This is a genomic window from Streptomyces musisoli (genome assembly GCF_016741855.1).
In the GTDB taxonomy this organism is placed as follows: Bacteria; Actinomycetota; Actinomycetes; order Streptomycetales; family Streptomycetaceae; genus Streptomyces; species Streptomyces musisoli.
The window spans coordinates 372,084-390,406 of record NZ_JAERRH010000006.1; the positions used below are offsets into that span (position 1 = coordinate 372,084).

The 18,323-nt window shown below is 72.4% G+C and carries 19 protein-coding genes and 1 pseudogene; 8 read left to right on the forward strand and 12 right to left on the reverse strand.

Going from position 1 to position 18,323, the window contains the following annotated elements:
* Positions 1-46 precede the first annotated feature (46 nt).
* The 3 genes from JK361_RS19265 to JK361_RS19275 form a co-directional block, all read right to left on the reverse strand.
* On the reverse strand, positions 47-835 hold the full coding sequence (locus tag JK361_RS19265) for an electron transfer flavoprotein subunit beta/FixA family protein (RefSeq protein WP_201819663.1): 789 nt from the start codon (positions 833-835) through the stop codon (positions 47-49).
* 220 nt (positions 836-1,055) lie between these two features.
* Complete coding sequence (locus JK361_RS19270) at positions 1,056-1,565, reverse strand: flavin reductase family protein (protein WP_201819665.1); 510 nt, start codon at positions 1,563-1,565, stop codon at positions 1,056-1,058.
* Positions 1,566-1,773: 208 nt separating this feature from the next.
* The gene (locus JK361_RS19275; RefSeq protein WP_236053181.1) at positions 1,774-2,175 is read right to left on the reverse strand and encodes a thioredoxin family protein; all 402 of its coding nucleotides are present in this window, start codon (positions 2,173-2,175) and stop codon (positions 1,774-1,776) included.
* A gap of 246 nt (positions 2,176-2,421) precedes the next feature.
* Between JK361_RS19275 and JK361_RS19280 the strand changes: the two genes are divergently transcribed.
* On the forward strand, positions 2,422-3,150 hold the full coding sequence (locus JK361_RS19280; protein WP_201819668.1) for a lysophospholipid acyltransferase family protein: 729 nt from the start codon (positions 2,422-2,424) through the stop codon (positions 3,148-3,150).
* A 142-nt stretch (positions 3,151-3,292) separates the two neighbouring features.
* Here JK361_RS19280 and JK361_RS19285 read toward each other — a convergent pair whose 3' ends face one another.
* The 4 genes from JK361_RS19285 to JK361_RS19300 form a co-directional block, all read right to left on the reverse strand.
* Positions 3,293-3,883 carry a transglutaminase-like domain-containing protein gene (locus JK361_RS19285; protein WP_201819671.1) on the reverse strand — a complete coding sequence of 197 codons (591 nt, stop codon included), beginning with the start codon at positions 3,881-3,883 and terminating at the stop codon, positions 3,293-3,295.
* Between the two features lie 78 nt (positions 3,884-3,961).
* Positions 3,962-5,032 carry a threonine aldolase family protein gene (locus JK361_RS19290; RefSeq protein ID WP_201819674.1) on the reverse strand — a complete coding sequence of 357 codons (1,071 nt, stop codon included), beginning with the start codon at positions 5,030-5,032 and terminating at the stop codon, positions 3,962-3,964.
* Positions 5,029-5,778: an SDR family NAD(P)-dependent oxidoreductase gene (locus JK361_RS19295; RefSeq protein WP_201819677.1), complete on the reverse strand. Its 750-nt coding sequence runs from the start codon at positions 5,776-5,778 to the stop codon at positions 5,029-5,031. Before JK361_RS19295 ends, JK361_RS19290 begins: the two co-directional genes overlap by 4 nt.
* A gap of 38 nt (positions 5,779-5,816) precedes the next feature.
* Positions 5,817-7,214: a DUF6421 family protein gene (locus JK361_RS19300; protein WP_201819680.1), complete on the reverse strand. Its 1,398-nt coding sequence runs from the start codon at positions 7,212-7,214 to the stop codon at positions 5,817-5,819.
* Between the two features lie 404 nt (positions 7,215-7,618).
* On the opposite strand from JK361_RS19300, the gene JK361_RS19305 reads away from it, so the two are divergent.
* Positions 7,619-8,302, forward strand: a complete 684-nt coding sequence (locus JK361_RS19305; protein WP_201819683.1) for a glycerophosphodiester phosphodiesterase — start codon at positions 7,619-7,621, stop codon at positions 8,300-8,302.
* Positions 8,303-8,479: 177 nt separating this feature from the next.
* On the opposite strand, the gene JK361_RS19310 is transcribed toward JK361_RS19305, so the two are convergent.
* Positions 8,480-9,019 (reverse strand): GNAT family N-acetyltransferase, encoded by a 540-nt coding sequence (locus JK361_RS19310; protein ID WP_201819686.1) that lies wholly within the window; start codon positions 9,017-9,019, stop codon positions 8,480-8,482.
* 70 nt (positions 9,020-9,089) lie between these two features.
* On the opposite strand from JK361_RS19310, the gene JK361_RS19315 reads away from it, so the two are divergent.
* On the forward strand, positions 9,090-9,482 hold the full coding sequence (locus JK361_RS19315; protein ID WP_201819689.1) for a VOC family protein: 393 nt from the start codon (positions 9,090-9,092) through the stop codon (positions 9,480-9,482).
* 46 nt (positions 9,483-9,528) lie between these two features.
* Here the strand turns inward: JK361_RS19315 and JK361_RS19320 are convergent, their stop codons facing one another.
* From JK361_RS19320 to JK361_RS19330, 3 genes and pseudogenes are all read right to left on the reverse strand, one after another.
* Positions 9,529-10,815, reverse strand: a complete 1,287-nt coding sequence (locus JK361_RS19320) for a cation:proton antiporter (protein WP_201819703.1) — start codon at positions 10,813-10,815, stop codon at positions 9,529-9,531.
* Positions 10,816-11,056: 241 nt separating this feature from the next.
* Entirely contained in the window at positions 11,057-11,638 is a 582-nt protein-coding gene (locus JK361_RS19325; RefSeq protein WP_201819706.1) for a MarR family winged helix-turn-helix transcriptional regulator, read from the reverse strand.
* Positions 11,635-13,310, reverse strand: a pseudogene (locus tag JK361_RS19330) (FUSC family protein). Before JK361_RS19330 ends, JK361_RS19325 begins: the two are co-directional and overlap by 4 nt.
* Positions 13,311-13,485: 175 nt before the next feature.
* On the opposite strand from JK361_RS19330, the gene JK361_RS19335 reads away from it, so the two are divergent.
* From JK361_RS19335 to JK361_RS19355, 5 genes are all read left to right on the forward strand, one after another.
* Complete coding sequence (locus JK361_RS19335; RefSeq protein WP_201819709.1) at positions 13,486-14,037, forward strand: DUF5134 domain-containing protein; 552 nt, start codon at positions 13,486-13,488, stop codon at positions 14,035-14,037.
* A 114-nt stretch (positions 14,038-14,151) separates the two neighbouring features.
* A complete protein-coding gene (locus JK361_RS19340; protein ID WP_201819713.1) occupies positions 14,152-15,087 on the forward strand; it encodes a M56 family metallopeptidase in 936 nt (311 codons plus the stop codon).
* Positions 15,088-15,522: 435 nt separating this feature from the next.
* A complete protein-coding gene (locus JK361_RS19345; RefSeq protein ID WP_201819716.1) occupies positions 15,523-16,242 on the forward strand; it encodes a phosphatase PAP2 family protein in 720 nt (239 codons plus the stop codon).
* A gap of 10 nt (positions 16,243-16,252) precedes the next feature.
* Positions 16,253-16,942: an HAD family hydrolase gene (locus JK361_RS19350; protein WP_201819719.1), complete on the forward strand. Its 690-nt coding sequence runs from the start codon at positions 16,253-16,255 to the stop codon at positions 16,940-16,942.
* 201 nt (positions 16,943-17,143) lie between these two features.
* Positions 17,144-17,812 carry a TetR/AcrR family transcriptional regulator gene (locus JK361_RS19355; protein WP_201819722.1) on the forward strand — a complete coding sequence of 223 codons (669 nt, stop codon included), beginning with the start codon at positions 17,144-17,146 and terminating at the stop codon, positions 17,810-17,812.
* Positions 17,813-17,864: 52 nt separating this feature from the next.
* Here the strand turns inward: JK361_RS19355 and JK361_RS42650 are convergent, their stop codons facing one another.
* Entirely contained in the window at positions 17,865-18,320 is a 456-nt protein-coding gene (locus JK361_RS42650) for a DUF6214 family protein (protein WP_372448722.1), read from the reverse strand.
* Positions 18,321-18,323: the final 3 nt, after the last annotated feature.

An 18,323-nucleotide genomic window follows, 5' to 3' on the forward strand; every position in this document is an offset into this window, starting at 1 on the left:
GCTCTCCTGCGAAAAGAAGTTGAGGGGCGGTCAGCGGGGGCGGGCCCTAGATGAACTTCTGGCCCGCGAGGAACTCAGCGAGCTGCTTGCCGCCCTCGCCCTCGTCCTTCACGATGGTGCCGGCCGTGCGGGCCGGACGCTCGTTCGCGGCCTCGACCTTGGTGAACGCGCCGTCGAGACCGACCTCCTCGGCCTCGATGTCCAGGTCGGACAGGTCCCAGGACTGAACCGGCTTCTTCTTGGCCGCCATGATGCCCTTGAAGGACGGGTAACGGGCCTCGCCGGACTGGTCGGTCACGGAGACGATCGCCGGGAGCTGGGCCTCCAGCTGCTCCGAGGCGGCGTCACCGTCGCGGCGGCCCTTGACCACGCCGTCCTCGACGGAGACCTCGGACAGCAGGGTGACCTGCGGGACGCCCAGCCGCTCGGCGACCAGCGCCGGGACGACGCCCATGGTGCCGTCGGTGGAGGCCATGCCGGAGATGACCAGGTCGTAACCGGCCTTCTCGATGGCCTTGGCCAGCACCAGGGAGGTGCCGATGGCGTCGGTGCCGTGCAGGTCGTCGTCCTCGACGTGGACGGCCTTGTCGGCACCCATCGACAGCGCCTTGCGCAGCGCGTCCTTCGCGTCCTCGGGGCCGATGGTCAAAACGGTGACCTCGACGTCGTCGTCCGAGTTCTCCGCGATCTGCAGCGCCTGCTCGACCGCGTACTCGTCCAGCTCGGAGAGCAGACCGTCCACGTCGTCACGATCGACGGTCAGGTCATCGGCGAAGTGCCGGTCGCCAGTGGCGTCGGGCACGTACTTCACAGTGACAACGATCCTCAAGCTCACGCCGGCTCTCCTACTGCATCGTCTATTTCCGGGCTGCCTCTTGGAGGCAGCATAGGCGCCTCAAGCGGCCGATCCCGGTCGGGGCGTCGGGCGCGCTCCGACCGAAATATTACTCGTCAGTACACCCAGTTCCTGCCCGCTAAGCAAGCGCTTTGAACTGTGACCTTCGCAACGCAGCGTAACCGGAACTCGACGGCCCCCGCGGGCGCGGGGGCCGTGATCAATCCCGCAGACCGCTGAAGCGGCCCTGGTGGTAGAGGAGCGGGCGGCCGGCCCCCGAGGGGTCGCCGAGGACCACCTCGGCGAGCACGATGCGGTGATCGCCGGCCGGGACCCGGCCCACGATCCGGCAGACCAGCCAGGCGAGCACGTCGTCCAGCACCGGGACGCCCTCCGGGCCGTCCCGCCAGGCGGTGGGCGCGCCGAAGCGGTCGGCTCCGCTGCGCGCGAAGGTGGCGGCCAGCTCCCTCTGGTGCTCGCCGAGTATGTGCACGCCGACGTGGTCCGCCTCGGCCACGGCGGGCCAGCTGGAGGCGCCCGTTCCGATGCCGAAGGAGACCAGTGGCGGCTCGGCGGAGACGGAGGTGAGGGAGGTGGCGGTGAACCCGACGGGGCCAAAGGCGCCGCGCGCCGTGATCACCGCGACTCCGGCGGCATGCCGGCGGAAGGTGGAGCGGAGCAGGTCGGGGGAGGCGAGCTGGGGAGTGCCGAGGCCGGGCGTGGCCGTCATGGAGTTGTCCTTCTGCGAGGGGTGGGGAACGGGTCCGTGGCTGCTCAGCAGCCGGGACAACGCGCGCTCGCGGTGCGGGCGAGGTCGATGTGGACCCGCCCGTGGAGAAGGAGTTCGGTCGGCATACGGTCAGGTTGACGATAGGTGTGGCACACAGTCAAGCAGGTTCCGCGATCTGGAAGATGTCTCACCGTCCGCTGAGCCCCGCTCAGACGGCCTCGCCCAAGGCGGCGATGACGTCGGCCCTGCGGGGCTGTCCGGTGGCGCGCCGCACCACCCGCCCGCCGGCGTCCAGGACCAGGACGGTGGGCGTCTTGAGGATCTCCAGCTCGCGTACGAGGTCCAGGTGGGCCTCGGCGTCGATCTCGAGGTGGGTCACGCCGGGCACCATCCCGGCGACCTCACCGAGGACGCGCCGGGTGGCCCGGCAGGGCGCGCAGAAGGCACTGGAGAACTGCACCAGCGTTGCACGCTCCCCCAGTTCGCCGCCGAGTTCGGCCGTCCCGAGCCGCTTGCCGTCGTCGCGCCCGCGCACCCGCACTCCCGTTCCGCCGCTCGCGCGGCTCGCCGTGGCGGGCACCCGCGAAGGGCGGACCACCGGTCCGGTCATCCTCGGCACAACCATGCGGCGACCGCGGCGATTCCCGACGACGACCCCAGCGAAGTAAAGGTGATTTAAAGATCCAAGGTGGACTGTAGGCCGACGTGACGAGGATCTCGCCGCCGCGGGGCACCAGGACTGGCTACCCGTCCGTTCTTCGGGCACGATCTGCGAGACGCCGTAAAACCTACGGCTGCGTAACTTTCCCGCCGGGATCCCCTTTCCCGAGCAGAGCAGAAAGGGTCCACCCCGCCCATGGCAGAGCTGGTCTACCGTCCCGTCATCGGATTCGCCAAGACGATGTTCAAGGTCTGGGACCTGAAGATCGACTGTCAGGGGTCGGAGAACATCCCGCGCTCGGGCGGCGCCGTGCTGGTGAGCAACCACATCAGCTATCTGGACTTCATCTTCAACGGCCTGGCCGCCCTGCCGCAGAAGCGCCTGGTGCGGTTCATGGCGAAGGAGTCCGTCTTCCGGCACAGGATCTCCGGGCCGCTGATGCGCGGGATGAAGCACATCCCGGTGGACCGCGCGCAGGGCGAGGCGGCGTACGCGCACGCGCTGGACTCGCTGCGCTCCGGCGAGGTCATCGGGGTGTTCCCGGAGGCGACGATCTCGCAGTCGTTCGCGCTGAAGAGCTTCAAGTCCGGCGCGGCCCGGCTGGCCCAGGAGGCGGGCGTCCCGCTGATCCCGATGGCGGTGTGGGGCACGCAGCGGCTGTGGACGAAGGGCCAGCCCCGCAACTTCAAGCGAAGCCACCTGCCCGTCACCATCCGCGTCGGCGAGGCGGTGGAGGCACCCCGCGACCAGTACGCCGGCGCCATCACGCGTCGGCTGCGCGAACGCGTCCAGGAACTCCTGGACGCCGCCCAGCGCGCCTACCCCGGCCGCCCCCGGGGCCCGGAGGACTCCTGGTGGCTGCCGGCCCACCTGGGCGGCACGGCCCCGACTGCGGACCAGCTGCGCGCGGCGGAGGCGCACTGAGCCCGCGACGCGAGGCCGACGACGTGCGGTGCGGCACAGGGTGTCCGCGGCGCGGCGTCGAGCGGCACGGGCCGGGGGTTCGCTCAGGGTCCTTCTGCGGGTGACCCCGGCCGCCCTCCGTTCGGGAGCCGTCCGTTCCGGCTCAGAGGGCGCCGGGGAGCGTCTTCCACAGGTATGACCGGTCGGGGGCGGCTCGCAGGACGTCCAGGACGGCCGGGTGCGGTGCGGCGTACAGGACCGGGTAGTCCAGCTCGTCGGACGCGGGATCGGGGATCCAGGCCAGCCGTTCACCGTCCAGGGAGAAGCGGGCGTCGACGCCCGCCTTGTTGCCGCGGGCGTCCTGCCGGTGCCAGGCGCCGTTGAAGCGGACCGCGACCAGGCCGTGGAGCATGTGGCCGCCCGCGTCGCCGGTCAGGCGCTGGTAGCACAGGGCGGTCGGGATGTCCTCGGCCCGGAGCAGGGCGGCCAGGGCATGGGACTTGGCGTGGCAGATGCCGGTACCCAGTGCCAGCACGTCGGAGGCGCGCCAGGTGACGCGCGGGTCACCGGAGTCCCAGGAGTGCGGGATGGCGTCGCGGACGAATTCATAGGCGGCCCGCGCATACTCATACGAGTCAGTGGCCCCCGCGGCCAGGCGGGCGGCGACCGCCCGGACCACCGGATGATGGTGGTCGACGGCCTCGTCGGCAGCCAAGTAGGCGGACAGGTCGGCTGTGTTCTGGATCAGCTCCATGCCCGCAGAGCATAGGAATGCGATCACCTGACAGTCAATGACTTTTCAGGTGACCGCATATCTATGCATACTCGGGGGTCAGCGCGCCATCTCCTCCTTGAGGGCCGCCACGAAGGCGTCGACGTCGTCCTCCGTGGTGTCGAAGGAGCACATCCAGCGCACCACCCCGGCACCCTCGTCCCAGAAGTAGAAGCGGAACCGCTTCTGCAGCCGCTCGCTCACGTCGTGCGGGAGCTTGGCGAAGACGCCGTTGGCCTGGACCGGGTAGAGGATCTCCACGCCGTGCACAGCGCGGACGCCCTCGGCGAGCCGCTGGGCCATCTCGTTGGCGTGGCGGGCGTTGCGCAGCCACAGGTCCTTGGCGAGCAGGGCCTCCAGCTGCACGGAGACGAAGCGCATCTTGGAGGCCAGCTGCATCGACATCTTCCGCAGGTGCTTCATCTGCCGCACCGCGTCCTGGTTGAGGACGACGACCGCCTCGCCGAACAGCGCGCCGTTCTTCGTCCCGCCCAAGGAGAGGATGTCGACGCCGACCGCGTTGGTGAACGTCCGCATGGGCACGTTCAGGGAGGCGGCGGCGTTGGCTATCCGGGAGCCGTCCAGGTGCACCTTCATGCCGTGCGCGTGGGCGTGCTCGCAGATCGCGCGGATCTCCTCCGGCGTGTAGAGGGTGCCCAGCTCGGTGCTCTGGGTGATCGACACGACCTGCGGCATCGCGCGGTGCTCGTCCTCCCAGCCCCAGGCCTGCCGGTCGATCAGCTCGGGCGTGAGCTTGCCGTCGGGCGTGGGCACGGTGAGCAGCTTCAGGCCGCCCATGCGCTCGGGCGCGCCGCCCTCGTCGACGTTGATGTGCGCGCTCTCGGCGCAGATCACCGCGCCCCAGCGGTCGGTGACCGCCTGGAGCGCGACCACGTTCGCGCCGGTGCCGTTGAAGACCGGGAAGGCCTCCGCCGTGGCCCCGAAGTGGCTGCGGACGATCCGCTGGAGGTTCTCGGTGTAGTCGTCCTCGCCGTACGCCACCTGGTGGCCGCCGTTCGCGAGGGCGATGGCGGCCAGGATCTCCGGGTGGGCGCCGGCGTAGTTGTCACTGGCGAAACCGCGGACCTGCGGGTCGTGGTGGCGACGCGCGTCGGTCTTGGGAGGGTTCACGGCTTCTCGGTCAGCCACAGACGGTTTCCGTTCACTTCGGCGGCGGACTTGCTCCAGACGCCTTCGATGGCCTCGGCCAGGTCCTTGACGTCCGTGAAGCCCGCGAACTTCGCGTTGGGGCGTTCGGCGCGCATGGCGTCGTGCACCAGCGCCTTCACCACCAGGATCGCAGCCGCCGAGCGCGGCCCCTCCTCGCCCCCCGCCTTGCGGAAGCCGTCGGCCATGGCGAGCGTCCACGCCTCCGCGGCCGCCTTGGCCGCGGAGTACGCCGCGTTGCCGGCCGTCGGCTTCTGCGCACCGGCGGCGCTGGTCAGGATGTACCGGCCGCGGTCGCTGCGCTGCAGGACGTCGAAGAAGGCGAGGGAGGTGTGCTGAACCGTGCGGACCAGCAGCTTCTCCAGCAGATCCCAGTCGGCCAGGTCGGTCTCGGCGAAGTTGGCACTGCCGCGCCAGCCGCCGACGAGGTGGACCAGACCGTCCACGCGGCCGTGGTCCTTCTCGATGCGCGCGGCCCAGTCGCGGGTGGACTGGAGGTCGAGCAGGTCGACGGTCTCGCCGGTGACCGTGGCGCCGCCGCGGGCGTAACGGGCCGCGTCGACCGCCTCCGCCAGTCGCTCCGGATTGTTGTCCGCGCCGACGACGACCGCGCCCGCCTCGGCGAGCCGGACCATAGCCGCGTGCCCGGCCGGTCCGCCCGCGCCGGCCACAGCGATCACCGCACCACTGAGAGACCCGTTCCCCACCATGTTCTTCCCCTCTTGAGCAGTGTTCCCGAGGCGGTCGCTCACGCGGCGATCCGCTCGGCGCCGTCCGCCGTGATGCCCTTGGTGGAGGCGATCACATTCTTCAGCTTCTTGGACAGCGCCTCATAGAACATGCTCAGCGGAAACTCGTCCGGAAGCACGTCGTCCACGAGCTTGCGCGGCGGCTGCGTGAGGTCCAGGGCGTCCGGGCCCTTGGCCCACTTGGAGCCGGGGTGCGGGGCGAGGTAGGTGGAGACCAGTTCGTAGCCGGCGAACCAGTGCACCAGCTTCGGGCGGTCGATGCCGTCCTTGTAGAGCTTCTCGATCTCGGCGCACAGCTGGTTGGTGACCTGCGGGGCGCGCTCCCAGTCGATGGAGAGCTTGTTGTCGGTCCAGCGGACGACGTCGTGCTTGTGCAGGTAGGCGAAGAGCAGCTGGCCGCCGACGCCGTCGTAGTTGCGGTTGCGGTCGCCGCTGACCGGGAAGCGGAACATGCGGTCGAAGAGCACCGCGTACTGGACGTCACGGGCCTGGGCGACGCCGTCCGCCTGGAGCTTCACGGCCTCCTTGAAGGCGGTGAGGTCGCAGCGCAGCTCCTCCAGGCCGTACATCCAGAACGGCTGGCGCTGCTTGATCATGAACGGGTCGAACGGCAGGTCGCCGTGGCTGTGGGTGCGGTCGTGGACCATGTCCCAGAGCACGAAGGCCTCTTCGCAGCGCTTCTGGTCGTGGACCATCGCGGCGATGTCCTCGGGCAGCTCCAGGCCGAGGATGCCGACGGCGGCGTCGGTCACGCGGCGGAAGCGCGCGGCCTCGCGGTCGCAGAAGATGCCACCCCAGGAGAAACGTTCCGGCGCCTCGCGGACGGCGATGGTCTCCGGGAAGAGCACGGCCGAGTGGGTGTCGTAGCCCGGCGTGAAGTCCTCGAAGGTGATGCCGCAGAACAGCGGGTTGTCGTAGCGGGTGCGCTCCAGCTCGGACAGCCAGTCCGGCCAGACCATGCGCAGCACGACCGCCTCGAGGTTGCGGTCCAGGTTGCCGTTCTGCGTGTACATCGGGAAGACGACCAGGTGCTGAAGGCCGTCCTGACGGTTCGCGGCGGGCTGGAAGGCCAGCAGGGAGTCCAGGAAGTCCGGCACCTCGAAGCCGCCCTCGGCCCAGCGGCGCAGGTCCTTCACGAGGGCCTCGTGGTAGGCCGCGTCGTGCGGGACCAGCGGGGAGAGCTGCTCGACGGCGTCGGCGACACGCTCGACGGCCGCCACGGCGTCGGCCCGCTGCGGGGCGCCCTCGGCCTCGAAGTCGATCGATCCGTCCTTCGACTGCCATGGCCGGATCTGCTCCACGGCATCCTTGAGCACGGGCCAAGCCGGGTGCTCAATCACCCTGGTCAGCGGAGAAGCCTGCCCCTCCGCACCCGACTGCACAAGAATTTCCGTCATGTCCCATCCCTCACAGGAGAACCTCGCGTATGGACACCGTATGCATACCCTGTTTCTCTCAGCAAGACCGTGGGCGGGAAATTATTCTGTGCGACCCCCTGGTCGCCGACATTTTTCCTGCCCTAAACCGTGACGGCGCTCACTTCCGTCGGCGCTGAGCGGCGCCGCGGCGGCCGCCGTCCGGTCGGTCAAGGGCACGGGGGACTCGCCCACGGGCGGGTGACGGCCAGGGCGGATACCGGCCAACTGGCGCCTGCCCCGAGTCCCGAATGCCCCGCGCAGCTGCGGGTTCAACGCCCGGCCCGGCCATTAGGCTGCGACCTTGCCGCGTGGACGACGACGTCCGGGACGCCTCCGTCGGTCCGCGCATCGCCGAGCCGCCGTCGACGGAAGCGAGTTGAACCTTGAACTTCCTTACCATCGGTCACCGCGGGGTCATGGGCGTCGAGCCCGAGAACACCCTCCGTTCCTTCGTCGCCGCGCAGCAGGCCGGCCTCGACCTGATCGAACTCGATCTGCACCTGAGCAAGGACGGTGCCCTGGTCGTCATGCACGACGCAGAGGTGGACCGTACGACCGACGGCTCCGGACCGATCGCCGAGAAGACCCTCGCCGAGCTGCGCGCCCTGGACGCGGGCCGCGGGGAGCGGGTGCCGGTGTTCGAGGAGGTCCTGGAGGCGGTGCGCACGCCGCTTCAGGCCGAGATCAAGGATGTGGCCGCGGCGCGGGCGCTGGCGGAGGTGATGCGCGCGCAGGACCTGACCGCGCGGGTGGAGGTCTCCTCGTTCGACGACGCCGCGGTCGCCGAGATCGCGCGCCAGGTGCCGGGCGTGCGCACCGCGCTGATCGCGAGCCGGTACGGCACCGATGTCGTGGACCGCGCCGTCGCCGTGGGTGCCGCGACCGTGTGCCTCGACATCCGCCGGCTGACCCTGGAGGTCGTCGAGCACGCGCGCGCGTCCGGGCTGCGGATCATCGGCTGGGTGGTCAACACGCAGGAGCATCTGCGGCTGGTGCGTGCGCTGGAGCTGGACGGGGCGACGACCGACTTCCCGGAGATCAAACGCACCGGGCGTTTCACGGCGTAGGCGACGCGGCGCCACGGCACAGGCACGCCACCCCATCACGGCGTCGGCGCCCACGCCGGGGCACGGTGCAGGCGCCGCCGCACAATGCAGGCGTCGCGGCATGGTCCGGGGATCGCGCCATGCCGTGGGAGCTACGCTGTCACGCCGTCACGCCGTCACGCCGTCACGCCGTCACGCTCACGCGAGTTCCTTGACCAGCAGCTCGAACTGCAGGTCGTCGCGCTGCGGGATGCCGAAGCGTTCGTCGCCGTACGGGAACGGGGTCATCTTTCCCGTACGGCGGTAGCCGCGCCGCTCGTACCAGGCGATCAGGTCGTCGCGCACGGAGATCACCGTCATGTGCATCTCCGTGACGCCCCAGGTCTCGCGCGAGACCCGCTCCGCCTCCGCTATGACGACCTTGCCCAGGCCCGCGCCCTGGAGGGTGGGGCTCACCGCGAACATGCCGAAGTAGGCGTGGACCCCGCGGTGTTCCAGCTGGCAGCAGGCGACGATCCGGCCGCCCTGCTCGACGGTGAGCAGCCGGCTGTCCGGCGCCTTGATCACCTGGCGTACGCCTTCGGGGTCGGTCCGCTGCCCCTCCAGGATGTCCGCCTCGGTGGTCCACCCGGCCCGGCTGCTGTCCCCGCGGTAGGCGGACTCGATCAGCTCGACGAGGGCGTCGACGTCGGCGTCGGTGGCATCGCGGAAGACGAGGGCGGCGGCGGGGTTGTCCATGACGGTGGTCTCCGATCTCGGGCGTGCTGAGCCACCGATGAGGGTATCGCTGCCGCTAGGCTCCCCCCGCATGGTGCATGTACTCAGCAGCCGGACCCTGCTCCGGCCCTCCGATCCCGAGCGCTCCCGCACGTTCTACGGCGAGCAGCTCGGGCTGTCCGTCTACCGCGAGTTCGGTACCGGTCCCGAGCGCGGCACGGTGTACTTCCTCGGCGGCGGTTTCCTGGAGGTCTCCGGCCGGTCCGACGGCCCGCCCTCGCCGGCGGTGCGGCTGTGGCTCCAGGTCGAGGACGTGACGGCGGCGGGCGAGGAACTTCGGGCCCGGGGCGTCGAGATCGTCCGGCCCGCGCTGAAGGAGCCGTGGGGCCTGGTCGAGATGTGGATCGCCGACCCGGACGGCACCCCGATCGTCCTGGTGGAGATCCCGTCGGACCACCCGCTGCGCTACCGGCCCGGTATCTAGACCGACCGCCCCACGTCGTGTCGGGGGCGGTCGGGTCGGGGCGGGCCTATACGGCGGGGCCGGTCGCGCGTTCGGGTGCTTCGGTGTGGTCGGTGTCCCCGGCGGCTTCGGCCGTGGCGCCGTCGTGACCGGTGGGGCGGCCCAGCAGCCAGGTCAGCAGCGGACCCGCCATCGCGGTGGTCACCACGGCCATGACGACCATGAGCGAGTAGAGCTCCTGATCGAGGTAGCCCAGTTGCAGACCCACGTTGAGGACGATGAGTTCGGTCAGGCCACGCGTGTTCATCAAGGTGGCCAGCGCGGCCGACTGCCGTAGCGGCATGCGGTTGACGCGGGCGGCGGCGAACGCGCCGACGAACTTTCCGCCGACGGCCACCAGCAGGATGAGCCCGAGGTCCCCGAGCCCGCTCGCGTCGAGTCCGGACAGGTCGACCTTGAGACCGGCGACCAGGAAGAACACCGGCAGGAGCAGGGTGCCGCTCATCTGACCGAGGCGCTCGTGCACGTCACGACGGAGCCGCTCGGTGCCGGAGCGCGGCAGCACGACGCCGAAGAGGAACGCGCCGAAGATGTAGTGCAGGCCCAGCCATTCGGTGGCGGCGGCGGACAGGAGCAGGCCGGCGAGGATGCCGGCGAAGACGGTCGGGGTGAGCCGGGGCGACGGCAGGCGGTCCGCCAGGCGGCGCAGGGCGGGGCGCACCAGGAACAGCATGCCCAGCAGGTAGGGGATGGCGAGCAGCATCCGCCACTGGTCGGGACCTGCCGAACCACTGATCGCGACGACGGCGGCGAGCAGGGCCCAGGCGAGGACGTCGTCGATGGCGGCGCAGGCCAACGCGACCACGCCCAGCGGGGTGCCGGCCATGTTCCGGTCGGTGAGGATCCTGGCCAGCACCGGGAACGCGGTGATCGACATGGCGATGCCCAGGAAGAGCAGGAACGCCGTCTTGTCGTCGGTGCCGTAGTCGTCCATCAGGTAGAGCCCGAGGGCGGCGCCGAGGCCGAACGGCAGCAGGATGGAGCTCAACGAGACGCTGGGGGCGATCGCTCCGCTCCCCCGGATCAGGGCCGCGTCCCACTCCAGTCCGACGATGAACATGAAGACGGCGACACCGACCGCGGCCAGCGCGCTGAGCAGGGGCCGTATGTCGGCGGGTAACAGGGTGTCGGAGATCGCCCCGTGGAAGAGGGTCGGTCCGAGCGCGATGCCGGCCAGGACTTCGCCGATCACCGCCGGCTGGCCCAGGCGCCGGGCCAGTGCGCCGAGCAGGCGCGCCAGGACGACCATGGCGGCGAGGCCGACCAGGAGTGCGGTGGTCTGGTGCGTGGTCATGCCACAGGTCTCCGTCCATTGCGCTCCGGCCCGCCCCCTGTGCTGGACGTGGCCGAGCAAGGTGGGCAGGTGGGCGATCCGGAGCGGTGCCGGACGGTGTGGAACGAACCCGACCGATACGGGCTGTCAGGCGGTCATGAATATGGCAGGCCGGTCCGGCGGTATTCAACCCTTAGTCATATGTGCAAGCCACGGATACGGTCGTCGGCCGCTGGTCGGCGGAGTGCGGCCCCGGGCGGCCTCAAGCGCGCGGCGCGCCCCCCAGGCCCTCCAAGCGTCCCAGCAACTCGGCGAGCAGACCGGCGAGTTCACCCTGTCCGTCCGGCTCCAGGACGGCCAGGACGGCCGTCTCGTAGGCGAGTTGCTCGGGGAGGATGCCGTCGACCAGTTCACGGCCGGCGTCGGTGAGACGGACGTGGGCGACGCGGCGGTCGCGGGTGTCGCCGCGCCGCTCCACGAGGCCGCGCTCGGCCAGCTGCTTGAGCCGCTTGGTGACGGCGGCCCCGGAGGAGAAGGTCTCCCGGACCAGCTCGCCCGGGGTCAGTTCGTGGCCGGTGCGGCGGAGCGCGCCGAGCAGGTCGAACTCGGCGCGGCTCAGGCCGGCCCGGCGCAGCGGCGCGTCCTCGGCCTGCTGGAGCAGGGCGGCGCAGCGGTTGATCCGGCCGATGATCTCCATGGGGCCGGTGTCCAGCTGAGGATGGACGGTCTGCCACTGGCGGACGACGGCGGAGACGGTGTCGCTCCGCCCGGGGCCGGTGTCGCCCCCGGGCCGGGCACCGGTCGTGTCTCCCGCGGGCGTCGGCCCGCCGTTCGTCGCCGTCATGGCCGCATGTCCTCCGTCGTCCTGCCCGGGCCCTGGTCCCGGGATCGGTCCTGCGGTACGAGCCCCTGACGTCGTACCGTCGCCGCGAGCGTACGGTGTCCGGCCTGCTCGGCGAGCACGACCCGCTCCGCCGGCAGTGCGCGCTGCCACCACTCGCCGGCTGCGGCGTCGGCCGTGGTCCGCAGATCGACCAGGGCGGCGGCGAGAGCGCGGCCGGCGGACTCCAGGGCGCGAGGCGCCGGGTGCGGCTCGGCGAGCAGGCGGGCGGCGGTCTCCCGGGCGCGCTCGGCCGCGGTCAGCGCGTGCCCAGGCGGTCGCCCGCGCGCCGGTTGGTGACGGCGACGGCGGCGACGAAGCCGGCCAGCGCGCCGACGAGGGTGTCCGCGACCCGGTCGGTGATCAGCTCGGCCGGGTCCTGGGTGCGGGCGAACTCGGTGATGAGCAGGGCCATCGGGGTGACGCAGACGCTGCCCAGCCAGTAGTTGCGGCCGATGAGGGCCTCCGCGCCGAAGTTGAGGGCGACACAGCACAGCACCAGGGCGGCGGGGTGCAGGTGGGCCAGCGGCGCCAGGACGGCGAAGGCGAGGACGCCGAGGAGGTTGCCCACGACCCGCTGGACGCCCCGGCTCCAGGTGAGCGTGACGTTGGCCTGGTAGAGGGAGGCCGCGGTCACCAGCGCCCAGTAGGGGCGGCCGACGCCGAGGGCGAGGGCGGCGTATCCGGCGAGGGCGCAGCCGAGCGCGGTGCGGGCGGCGATCGGCGCGAAGGGGGTGAGGCGGTGCCACGGCGAGCCGGGCGGCAGGCCGCGTTCGGCGGCCACGCCGAGGAGTTCGTCGGCGGACTCGCGCGGCTGCCCGGCACGCGGGACCGGGCCGGTGCCGTGCAGCCCGCGGGCCCACGCGCGCAGCCGCGCGGGGTCGGTGTCGGCGGGCGCGGCGAGCGCGACCTCGGCGCGGACGAGGAGTCGTTCGAGGGCGCGCCGGGTGGGGTCGGGGCGGGCACCGGATGCGAGCAGCGACTGCCAGGCGGCGTGGATCGCCGCGGCGCTCACGGCGCGGGCCCGGGCGTGACCGTCGCCGGTGCCGCGCGTGTCCGCGTATCCGGCGGTGGCGTTCAGCGCCTGGGCGGTGGCGCGGCGTTCGGGACCGTGGGGGCGGAGCAGCCCGGGTGCCATGCCGACCAGCCAGGCCCAGACTCCCGCGGCCAGGGCCAGCCCGATGTGTTCCGGAACCTGTCCGAGGGTCTGCGGCGCGAAGAGGGAGGCGGAGCTGACGAAGGTGAGGACCACGTTGCCGGGCGGCCCGGTGCGGGTGGCGTCGCTCACCGTCTTCTGCACGGCCGCGAGGGCGGCGCCGACGGTGACGAGGACGACGGCGTTCGTGGTGAGCGCCGCGGCGAGCAGGGCGAGCGCGAGGCCGCCGACCATACCGAGCACCACCCAGGCCAGGGCGCGGGCCCGGGCGGCGTAGGGCCGGTTGTGGCCGTAGAGGGCGCACAACGATCCGGCCATCGTGTACATGGCTAGATCGAGGCGGCCGAGCGCGAGCAGCGTGAGGTTGGGCGGGGCGATCGCGGCGACCGCGCTCAGCGCGGGCTTGAACCAGATGTCGGAGGGGCGTCCGAGGCGGAGGGCTGCGGCGAGGGGGAGACGGTGGGGGGTCGCACTGCTCATACCATCAATTTAACATGTGTTTTACTGGTAAAACAGTTACTCCGGTGCCGCGCCGCCCCCGCGCTCACCGTCCGTGCTCCCCCGTATGCTCCCCGCGTACCCCCTTGCGCTCGCGTGCGCTCCGCCGCGCCTGGGCATCGCATCCCTCGACGACCGTCGAGCGGGGAGGTGCCGCGTGCCCGGACCGGTGTCGACAGCCTGGCTGCTGGTCGCGCTGTGCGCGGCGACCGGGGCCTACTGCCTGCTGCGGATGCGCAGCGGCGTCGAGGAGCAGCGCCGGGCCGCGGGCGGCGAGGCGCTGATGGGCTTCGGCATGGCGGCGATGGCCGTGCCGGCGGCGGTGTTCACACCGCCGAGATGGGCGTGGCCGGTGTACGCGGCCGTGTTCGGCGCGGCGGCCCTGCGCGCCTTGTGGACCGCGCGCGGCGGCCCGTACCACCTGCACCACCTGGTGGGCAGCGCCGCGATGGTCTACATGGCGGTGGCGATGGCCGTCACCCCGCAGGCCGACCACCATGCGCACGGCGGCACCGGCGTGCCCCTGCTGACCGGCGTGCTCCTGCTGTACTTCGTGGGCTATGTGCTGCTCTCCGGCGCCCGCCTGGTGCCCGCCGCCGCCTCGGCGGGCGGGCCGGTGGCGGCCGGCTGGGGCGACCGCCCGGAGGTGGCGCGGGCCTGCCGGCTGTCGATGGGGATCGGCATGGTGGCCATGCTGCTGGCGATGTGAGCGCCCGGCCCCGACGACGGGGTGGGACAGGCTCCGCGGCGCACGCGTTGTGTGCGTCACTTCGGCGCCGTGGACCGTACCGCTGGGCGGTGCGGCGCTCATAGGGTGCTGACCATGATGGTCCCCGTGGCCCTGCTGCTGCTCGGCGCCCTGACCGCCGTCGTCGCCCCGCGGCTGCTCGCCCGGGCCGACTGGCCCGACCGCGAGCCGGTCGTCGCCCTGTGGGTGTGGCAGTGCGTGGTGGCGGCCGTCCTGCTGTGCTGTGCCCTGTCGATGACGCTCAGCGCGGCGGCGGCCTGGCAGGCCGTGCGCGGGCCGGTGTTCGCCAGCGCGCCGCGCACGGTCGTGGACGCGTACGCCCTCGGCACGGCCGGCCCCTGGGCGGCGCCCACCGCCGTGCTGCTCGCCTGCGGCGGCCTGTGGAGCCTGGCGATGCTCGTCCGCGAGGTCGTACGGGCCCGGGCACGGCGGCGTGGACGGCGGACCGAACTGCTCGTGCGGGCACCGCTGTTGCCGGGCGAGGAGCCGACGGGCGGACGGCTGGTGGTGCTGGAGGGCGACCGTCCCGACGCGTGGTGGCTGCCCGGCACCGCACCCCGGCTGGTCGTCACCACGGCCGCGCTGCGCCGGCTGAAGGGGCGGCAGCTGGACGCGCTCCTCGCGCACGAGCAGGGGCACGCGCAGGCCCGGCACGACTGGCTGCTGCACTGTTCGGCAGCGCTGGCGGGCGGGTTCCCGCAGGTCCCGGTGTTCGCCGCGTTCCGCGACGAGATGCACCGGCTGGTCGAGCTGGCCGCCGACGACATGGCGTCCCGGCGCTTCGGCCGGCTGACGACGGCCCTGGCCCTGGTCGAACTCAACGAGGAACGGGGCGTGTTCGGCCCCGGACCGATGCCGCAGGCGCACGTGCCGCAGCGCGTGCACCGGCTGCTGACCGCTCCGGACCGCCTGCCGGCACTGCACCGCCTGCGCCTGACGGCAACGGCCGCGCTCGTCCCGGCACTCCCGGTACTGGTGGCACTGGTGCCCGGACTGCGGGCACTGGGCTGACGCCGGGGCGGAGCAGCCGGAGCAGGTGAACCCGGGTCGAGCCCGCAGCCGCTGATCCCGGGTCAGGTGAGCCCTCACAGGAGAGCCGGAGCGGGTGAGCCGAGGAAGGTGAGCCGGTGGTGGGCTGCGCCGGTCCCACGGTGCCGGAGCCGGTGGTGGGCTGACGGCCACACGGCGGCGGGCTGCGGGTGGGCGATCCCGAGTCAGGTGAGCCCTTCCAGGGGAGCCAGAGCCGGTGGCCGGCTGCCGGGTCCCACGGTGCCGGAGCCGGTGGCGGGCTGCCGGGTCCCACGGTGCCGGAGCCGGTGGCGGGCTGCCGGGTCCCACGGTGCCGGAGCCGGTGGCCGGCTGCCGGGTCCCAAGGCGGCGGGCTACGGGGGGGATCCCGGTCATGCCGGTCTTGGCCGTGGCCTCCCGATCAACAAGGATCGCGGCATGCACCGTCGCCCTGCCGCTCCCCCGTCGTCACCGCCCTCCCGACCGCCGGCGCCGCCCCGCACGGCCGCCCGCGTCGCCGCCGCCCTCACAGTCTGCTCGGTCCTGCTGCTCTGCCTCGTCGCGGTGCGCTGGCACCCACTGCTCACCCTGGACGGCGACATCTCCCGCACCACCCACCGCTGGGCGGTCCACGACCACGAGGTGACCCGGATCTTCCGGGTGCTGACGGACTGGGTGTGGGACCCGCTGACCATGCGCCTGGTGTGCGGGGCGGCCGCGGTGTGGCTGATCTGGCGCCTCGCGGCCTGGTGGACGGCGCTGTGGCTGGCGGTCACCTGCGCGCTGGCCACGATCGTGCAGCAGGCGGTGAAGGCCGCCGTCGACCGTCCCCGCCCGGTCTGGGCGGACCCCGTCGACTCCGCGCACTACGCGGCCTTCCCGTCCGGGCACGCGATGACCGCCACCGTGGTCTGCGGTCTGCTGCTGTGGCTGCTGCACCGCTGCGGCCCGGCCCGCGCCCTGTGGCGTACGGCCGTGGCGGCGGCGCTCGTCTCCGTCGCCGGGGTGGGCGTGACCCGGGTGTGGCTCGGTGTGCACTGGCCTTCCGACGTGCTCGGCGGATGGCTGTTCGGAGCACTGCTGACGGCACTGGCGGTGATGGTGTACGAGTGGCCGCGCAACCGCAGGCCGGAACTCCCCGTGCGCCGGCGCGGGTAGAGTCCCGCACATGGCTGCCGTGTTGTTCGACTTCTCCGGGACGCTGTTCCGCGTCGAGACCACCGAGTCCTGGCTGCGCGCGGTACTGGCCGAGACGGGTCGGGTCCTGTCCGAAACCGAACTGATCAGCACCGCGCAGGCTTTGGAGGAGGCGGGTGCGCTTCCCGGCGGCGCGGTGCCGGTGGAACTGCCGCCGGACCTCACGGACCTCTGGGCGGTCCGGGACGAGAGCGCGGAACTGCACCGGGCCGCGTACACGGCCCTTTCCCGGCGGGTGCCGCTGCCGGATCCGGGGCTGCACGACGCCTTGTACGAACGGCACATGTCACCCGCCGCGTGGACCCCGTACCCCGACGCCGCGGAGGTGCTGCGCGCCCTGCGCGAACGCGGGATCGGCGTCGGCGTGGTCAGCAACATCGGCTGGGACCTGCGCCCGGTCTTCCGCGAGCACGGGCTCGACCCGTACGTGGACACGTACGTGCTGTCGTACGAGCACGGGGTGCAGAAGCCGGACCCGCGGCTGTTCTCGGTCGCCTGCGAGGCGCTCGGCGCGGATCCGCGGCAGGTGCTGATGGTCGGCGACAGCAGGCCGGCGGACGGGGGCGCCACGGCCCTCGGCTGCCGCGTGCACTTCGTGGACCACCTGCCGGTGGCCAAACGCCCCGACGCGCTGCTCCCGGTACTGGAGCTGATGCGCTGACCGTCCGCCGGACGGGCGCACGGTGCCCGGGGCGGCGCAGCGCCGGATCCAGACCCTGGAAGTAGTCGGCGTGCCGTCCGTCTGAGACGATCCCCCGCGTCGCCTCAGACGGACGGCTGCATCGGGCAAGCCCCAAACACAGGGCGAACCCGCTGCGTTGAGTATAGTTGGCTGGCAGCCAGTCAACGCAGGAGTTTCAGAATGTCCCCGCGCAGCGCCTCGGTCAATGAAGAATTGCGGCGGCGTTCCCGGGAACGGCTCCTCCAGGCCGCGGTCGAACTCGTCGGCGAGCGCGGGTTCGAGGCGACGACGCTGGGCGACATCGCGGACCGGGCCGGTTCGGCGCGCGGACTGGTGTCGTACTACTTCCCCGGCAAACGCCAGTTGGTGCAGTCCGCCGTACACCGGCTGATGCACCGCACCCTGGAAGAGGCTCTGGAGCGGGAGCCGTGCACCGAGGACGGCCGGGAGCGGCTGGCCCGGGCCATCGACGCGATCCTGGGCCTGGCCCGGGACCGGACCGTGCTGATGCGCCAGCACATGGCGGGCCTGCTCCAGGCCGAGGGCTTCGTGCAGTGTCCGGAGCAGCGCCGGCTGGCGGAGTTGCTGGGCGACACCGTCGCCCGGTACGGCGCGCAGGACGTCTCGGCCGACTACCCGATGCTGCGTGCCCTGTTGATGGGCGCGGTGTTCGCGGCGCTGGTGCCGGGCGTGCCGATGCCGGTACCGGTGCTGCGGGCCGAGCTGTTCCAGCGGTACGGGCTCGACTGGGAGATGGGGGTGCCCCCGGAGAGCGAGCCGGACACGAAGACCGAGGACGAGGACCTGTCCCGGTTCTTCGCCACCGAGGAGCGGCCGAACACCCGCTGAGGCCGCCGGGCCGTCCGATCAGCCGGGCCGTTCGGTCAGCCGGGCCGTCCGGTCAGCGCCGGGCGTGACGGGGCGCCAGCAGGCCCGCGTCCCGCGCCTGGGCGATGAGCCGGAGGGAGCGTCGGCGGCTGTGCCCGGTCGCGTCCATCACGGCGAGCACCGGATCCGCGCCCTCGTCCCGCGCCGCGCGGTACTGCTCCGCGACGAGCCGGCGGCCCTCCACGCCGCGCGGCCAGGCCCGCCGGGCGCGGCGCGAGCCCGCACAGCCGGCCTCCGACCCATCGCCGCCGGCCTCCGCCACACGGCCGGCCTCCGCCACATGGCCGGGGACCGGTCCGGTTACGCCCGCCGGAGCGAGACGGCCGCCACCCGGTTCAGCCCCGCCGGCCACCGCCACACGACCGGCGCCCCACTCGACCCCGTCCGCCACCGCGGGACAGCCGGCGCCGGGGTCGGCTCCGACCGCCATCGCGGGACAGCCGGCGCCCGCCTCGGTCCCGGCGAACATCGC

What these genes read in the sequence shown, in the direction of transcription:
- JK361_RS19270 (WP_201819665.1), bottom strand. Translation starts at nt 1,565, where the DNA reads ATGACGGCCACGCCCGGCCTCGGCACTCCCCAGCTCGCCTCCCCCGAC.
- JK361_RS19275 (WP_236053181.1), bottom strand. Translation starts at nt 2,175, where the DNA reads ATGACCGGACCGGTGGTCCGCCCTTCGCGGGTGCCCGCCACGGCGAGC.
- JK361_RS19280 (WP_201819668.1), top strand. Translation starts at nt 2,422, where the DNA reads ATGGCAGAGCTGGTCTACCGTCCCGTCATCGGATTCGCCAAGACGATG.
- JK361_RS19285 (WP_201819671.1), bottom strand. Translation starts at nt 3,883, where the DNA reads ATGGAGCTGATCCAGAACACAGCCGACCTGTCCGCCTACTTGGCTGCC.
- JK361_RS19295 (WP_201819677.1), bottom strand. Translation starts at nt 5,778, where the DNA reads ATGGTGGGGAACGGGTCTCTCAGTGGTGCGGTGATCGCTGTGGCCGGC.
- JK361_RS19300 (WP_201819680.1), bottom strand. Translation starts at nt 7,214, where the DNA reads ATGACGGAAATTCTTGTGCAGTCGGGTGCGGAGGGGCAGGCTTCTCCG.
- JK361_RS19310 (WP_201819686.1), bottom strand. Translation starts at nt 9,019, where the DNA reads ATGGACAACCCCGCCGCCGCCCTCGTCTTCCGCGATGCCACCGACGCC.
- JK361_RS19315 (WP_201819689.1), top strand. Translation starts at nt 9,090, where the DNA reads ATGGTGCATGTACTCAGCAGCCGGACCCTGCTCCGGCCCTCCGATCCC.
- JK361_RS19320 (WP_201819703.1), bottom strand. Translation starts at nt 10,815, where the DNA reads ATGACCACGCACCAGACCACCGCACTCCTGGTCGGCCTCGCCGCCATG.
- JK361_RS19325 (WP_201819706.1), bottom strand. Translation starts at nt 11,638, where the DNA reads ATGACGGCGACGAACGGCGGGCCGACGCCCGCGGGAGACACGACCGGT.
- JK361_RS19340 (WP_201819713.1), top strand. Translation starts at nt 14,152, where the DNA reads ATGATGGTCCCCGTGGCCCTGCTGCTGCTCGGCGCCCTGACCGCCGTC.
- JK361_RS19345 (WP_201819716.1), top strand. Translation starts at nt 15,523, where the DNA reads ATGCACCGTCGCCCTGCCGCTCCCCCGTCGTCACCGCCCTCCCGACCG.
- JK361_RS19350 (WP_201819719.1), top strand. Translation starts at nt 16,253, where the DNA reads ATGGCTGCCGTGTTGTTCGACTTCTCCGGGACGCTGTTCCGCGTCGAG.
- JK361_RS19355 (WP_201819722.1), top strand. Translation starts at nt 17,144, where the DNA reads ATGTCCCCGCGCAGCGCCTCGGTCAATGAAGAATTGCGGCGGCGTTCC.
- JK361_RS42650 (WP_372448722.1), bottom strand. Translation starts at nt 18,320, where the DNA reads ATGTTCGCCGGGACCGAGGCGGGCGCCGGCTGTCCCGCGATGGCGGTC.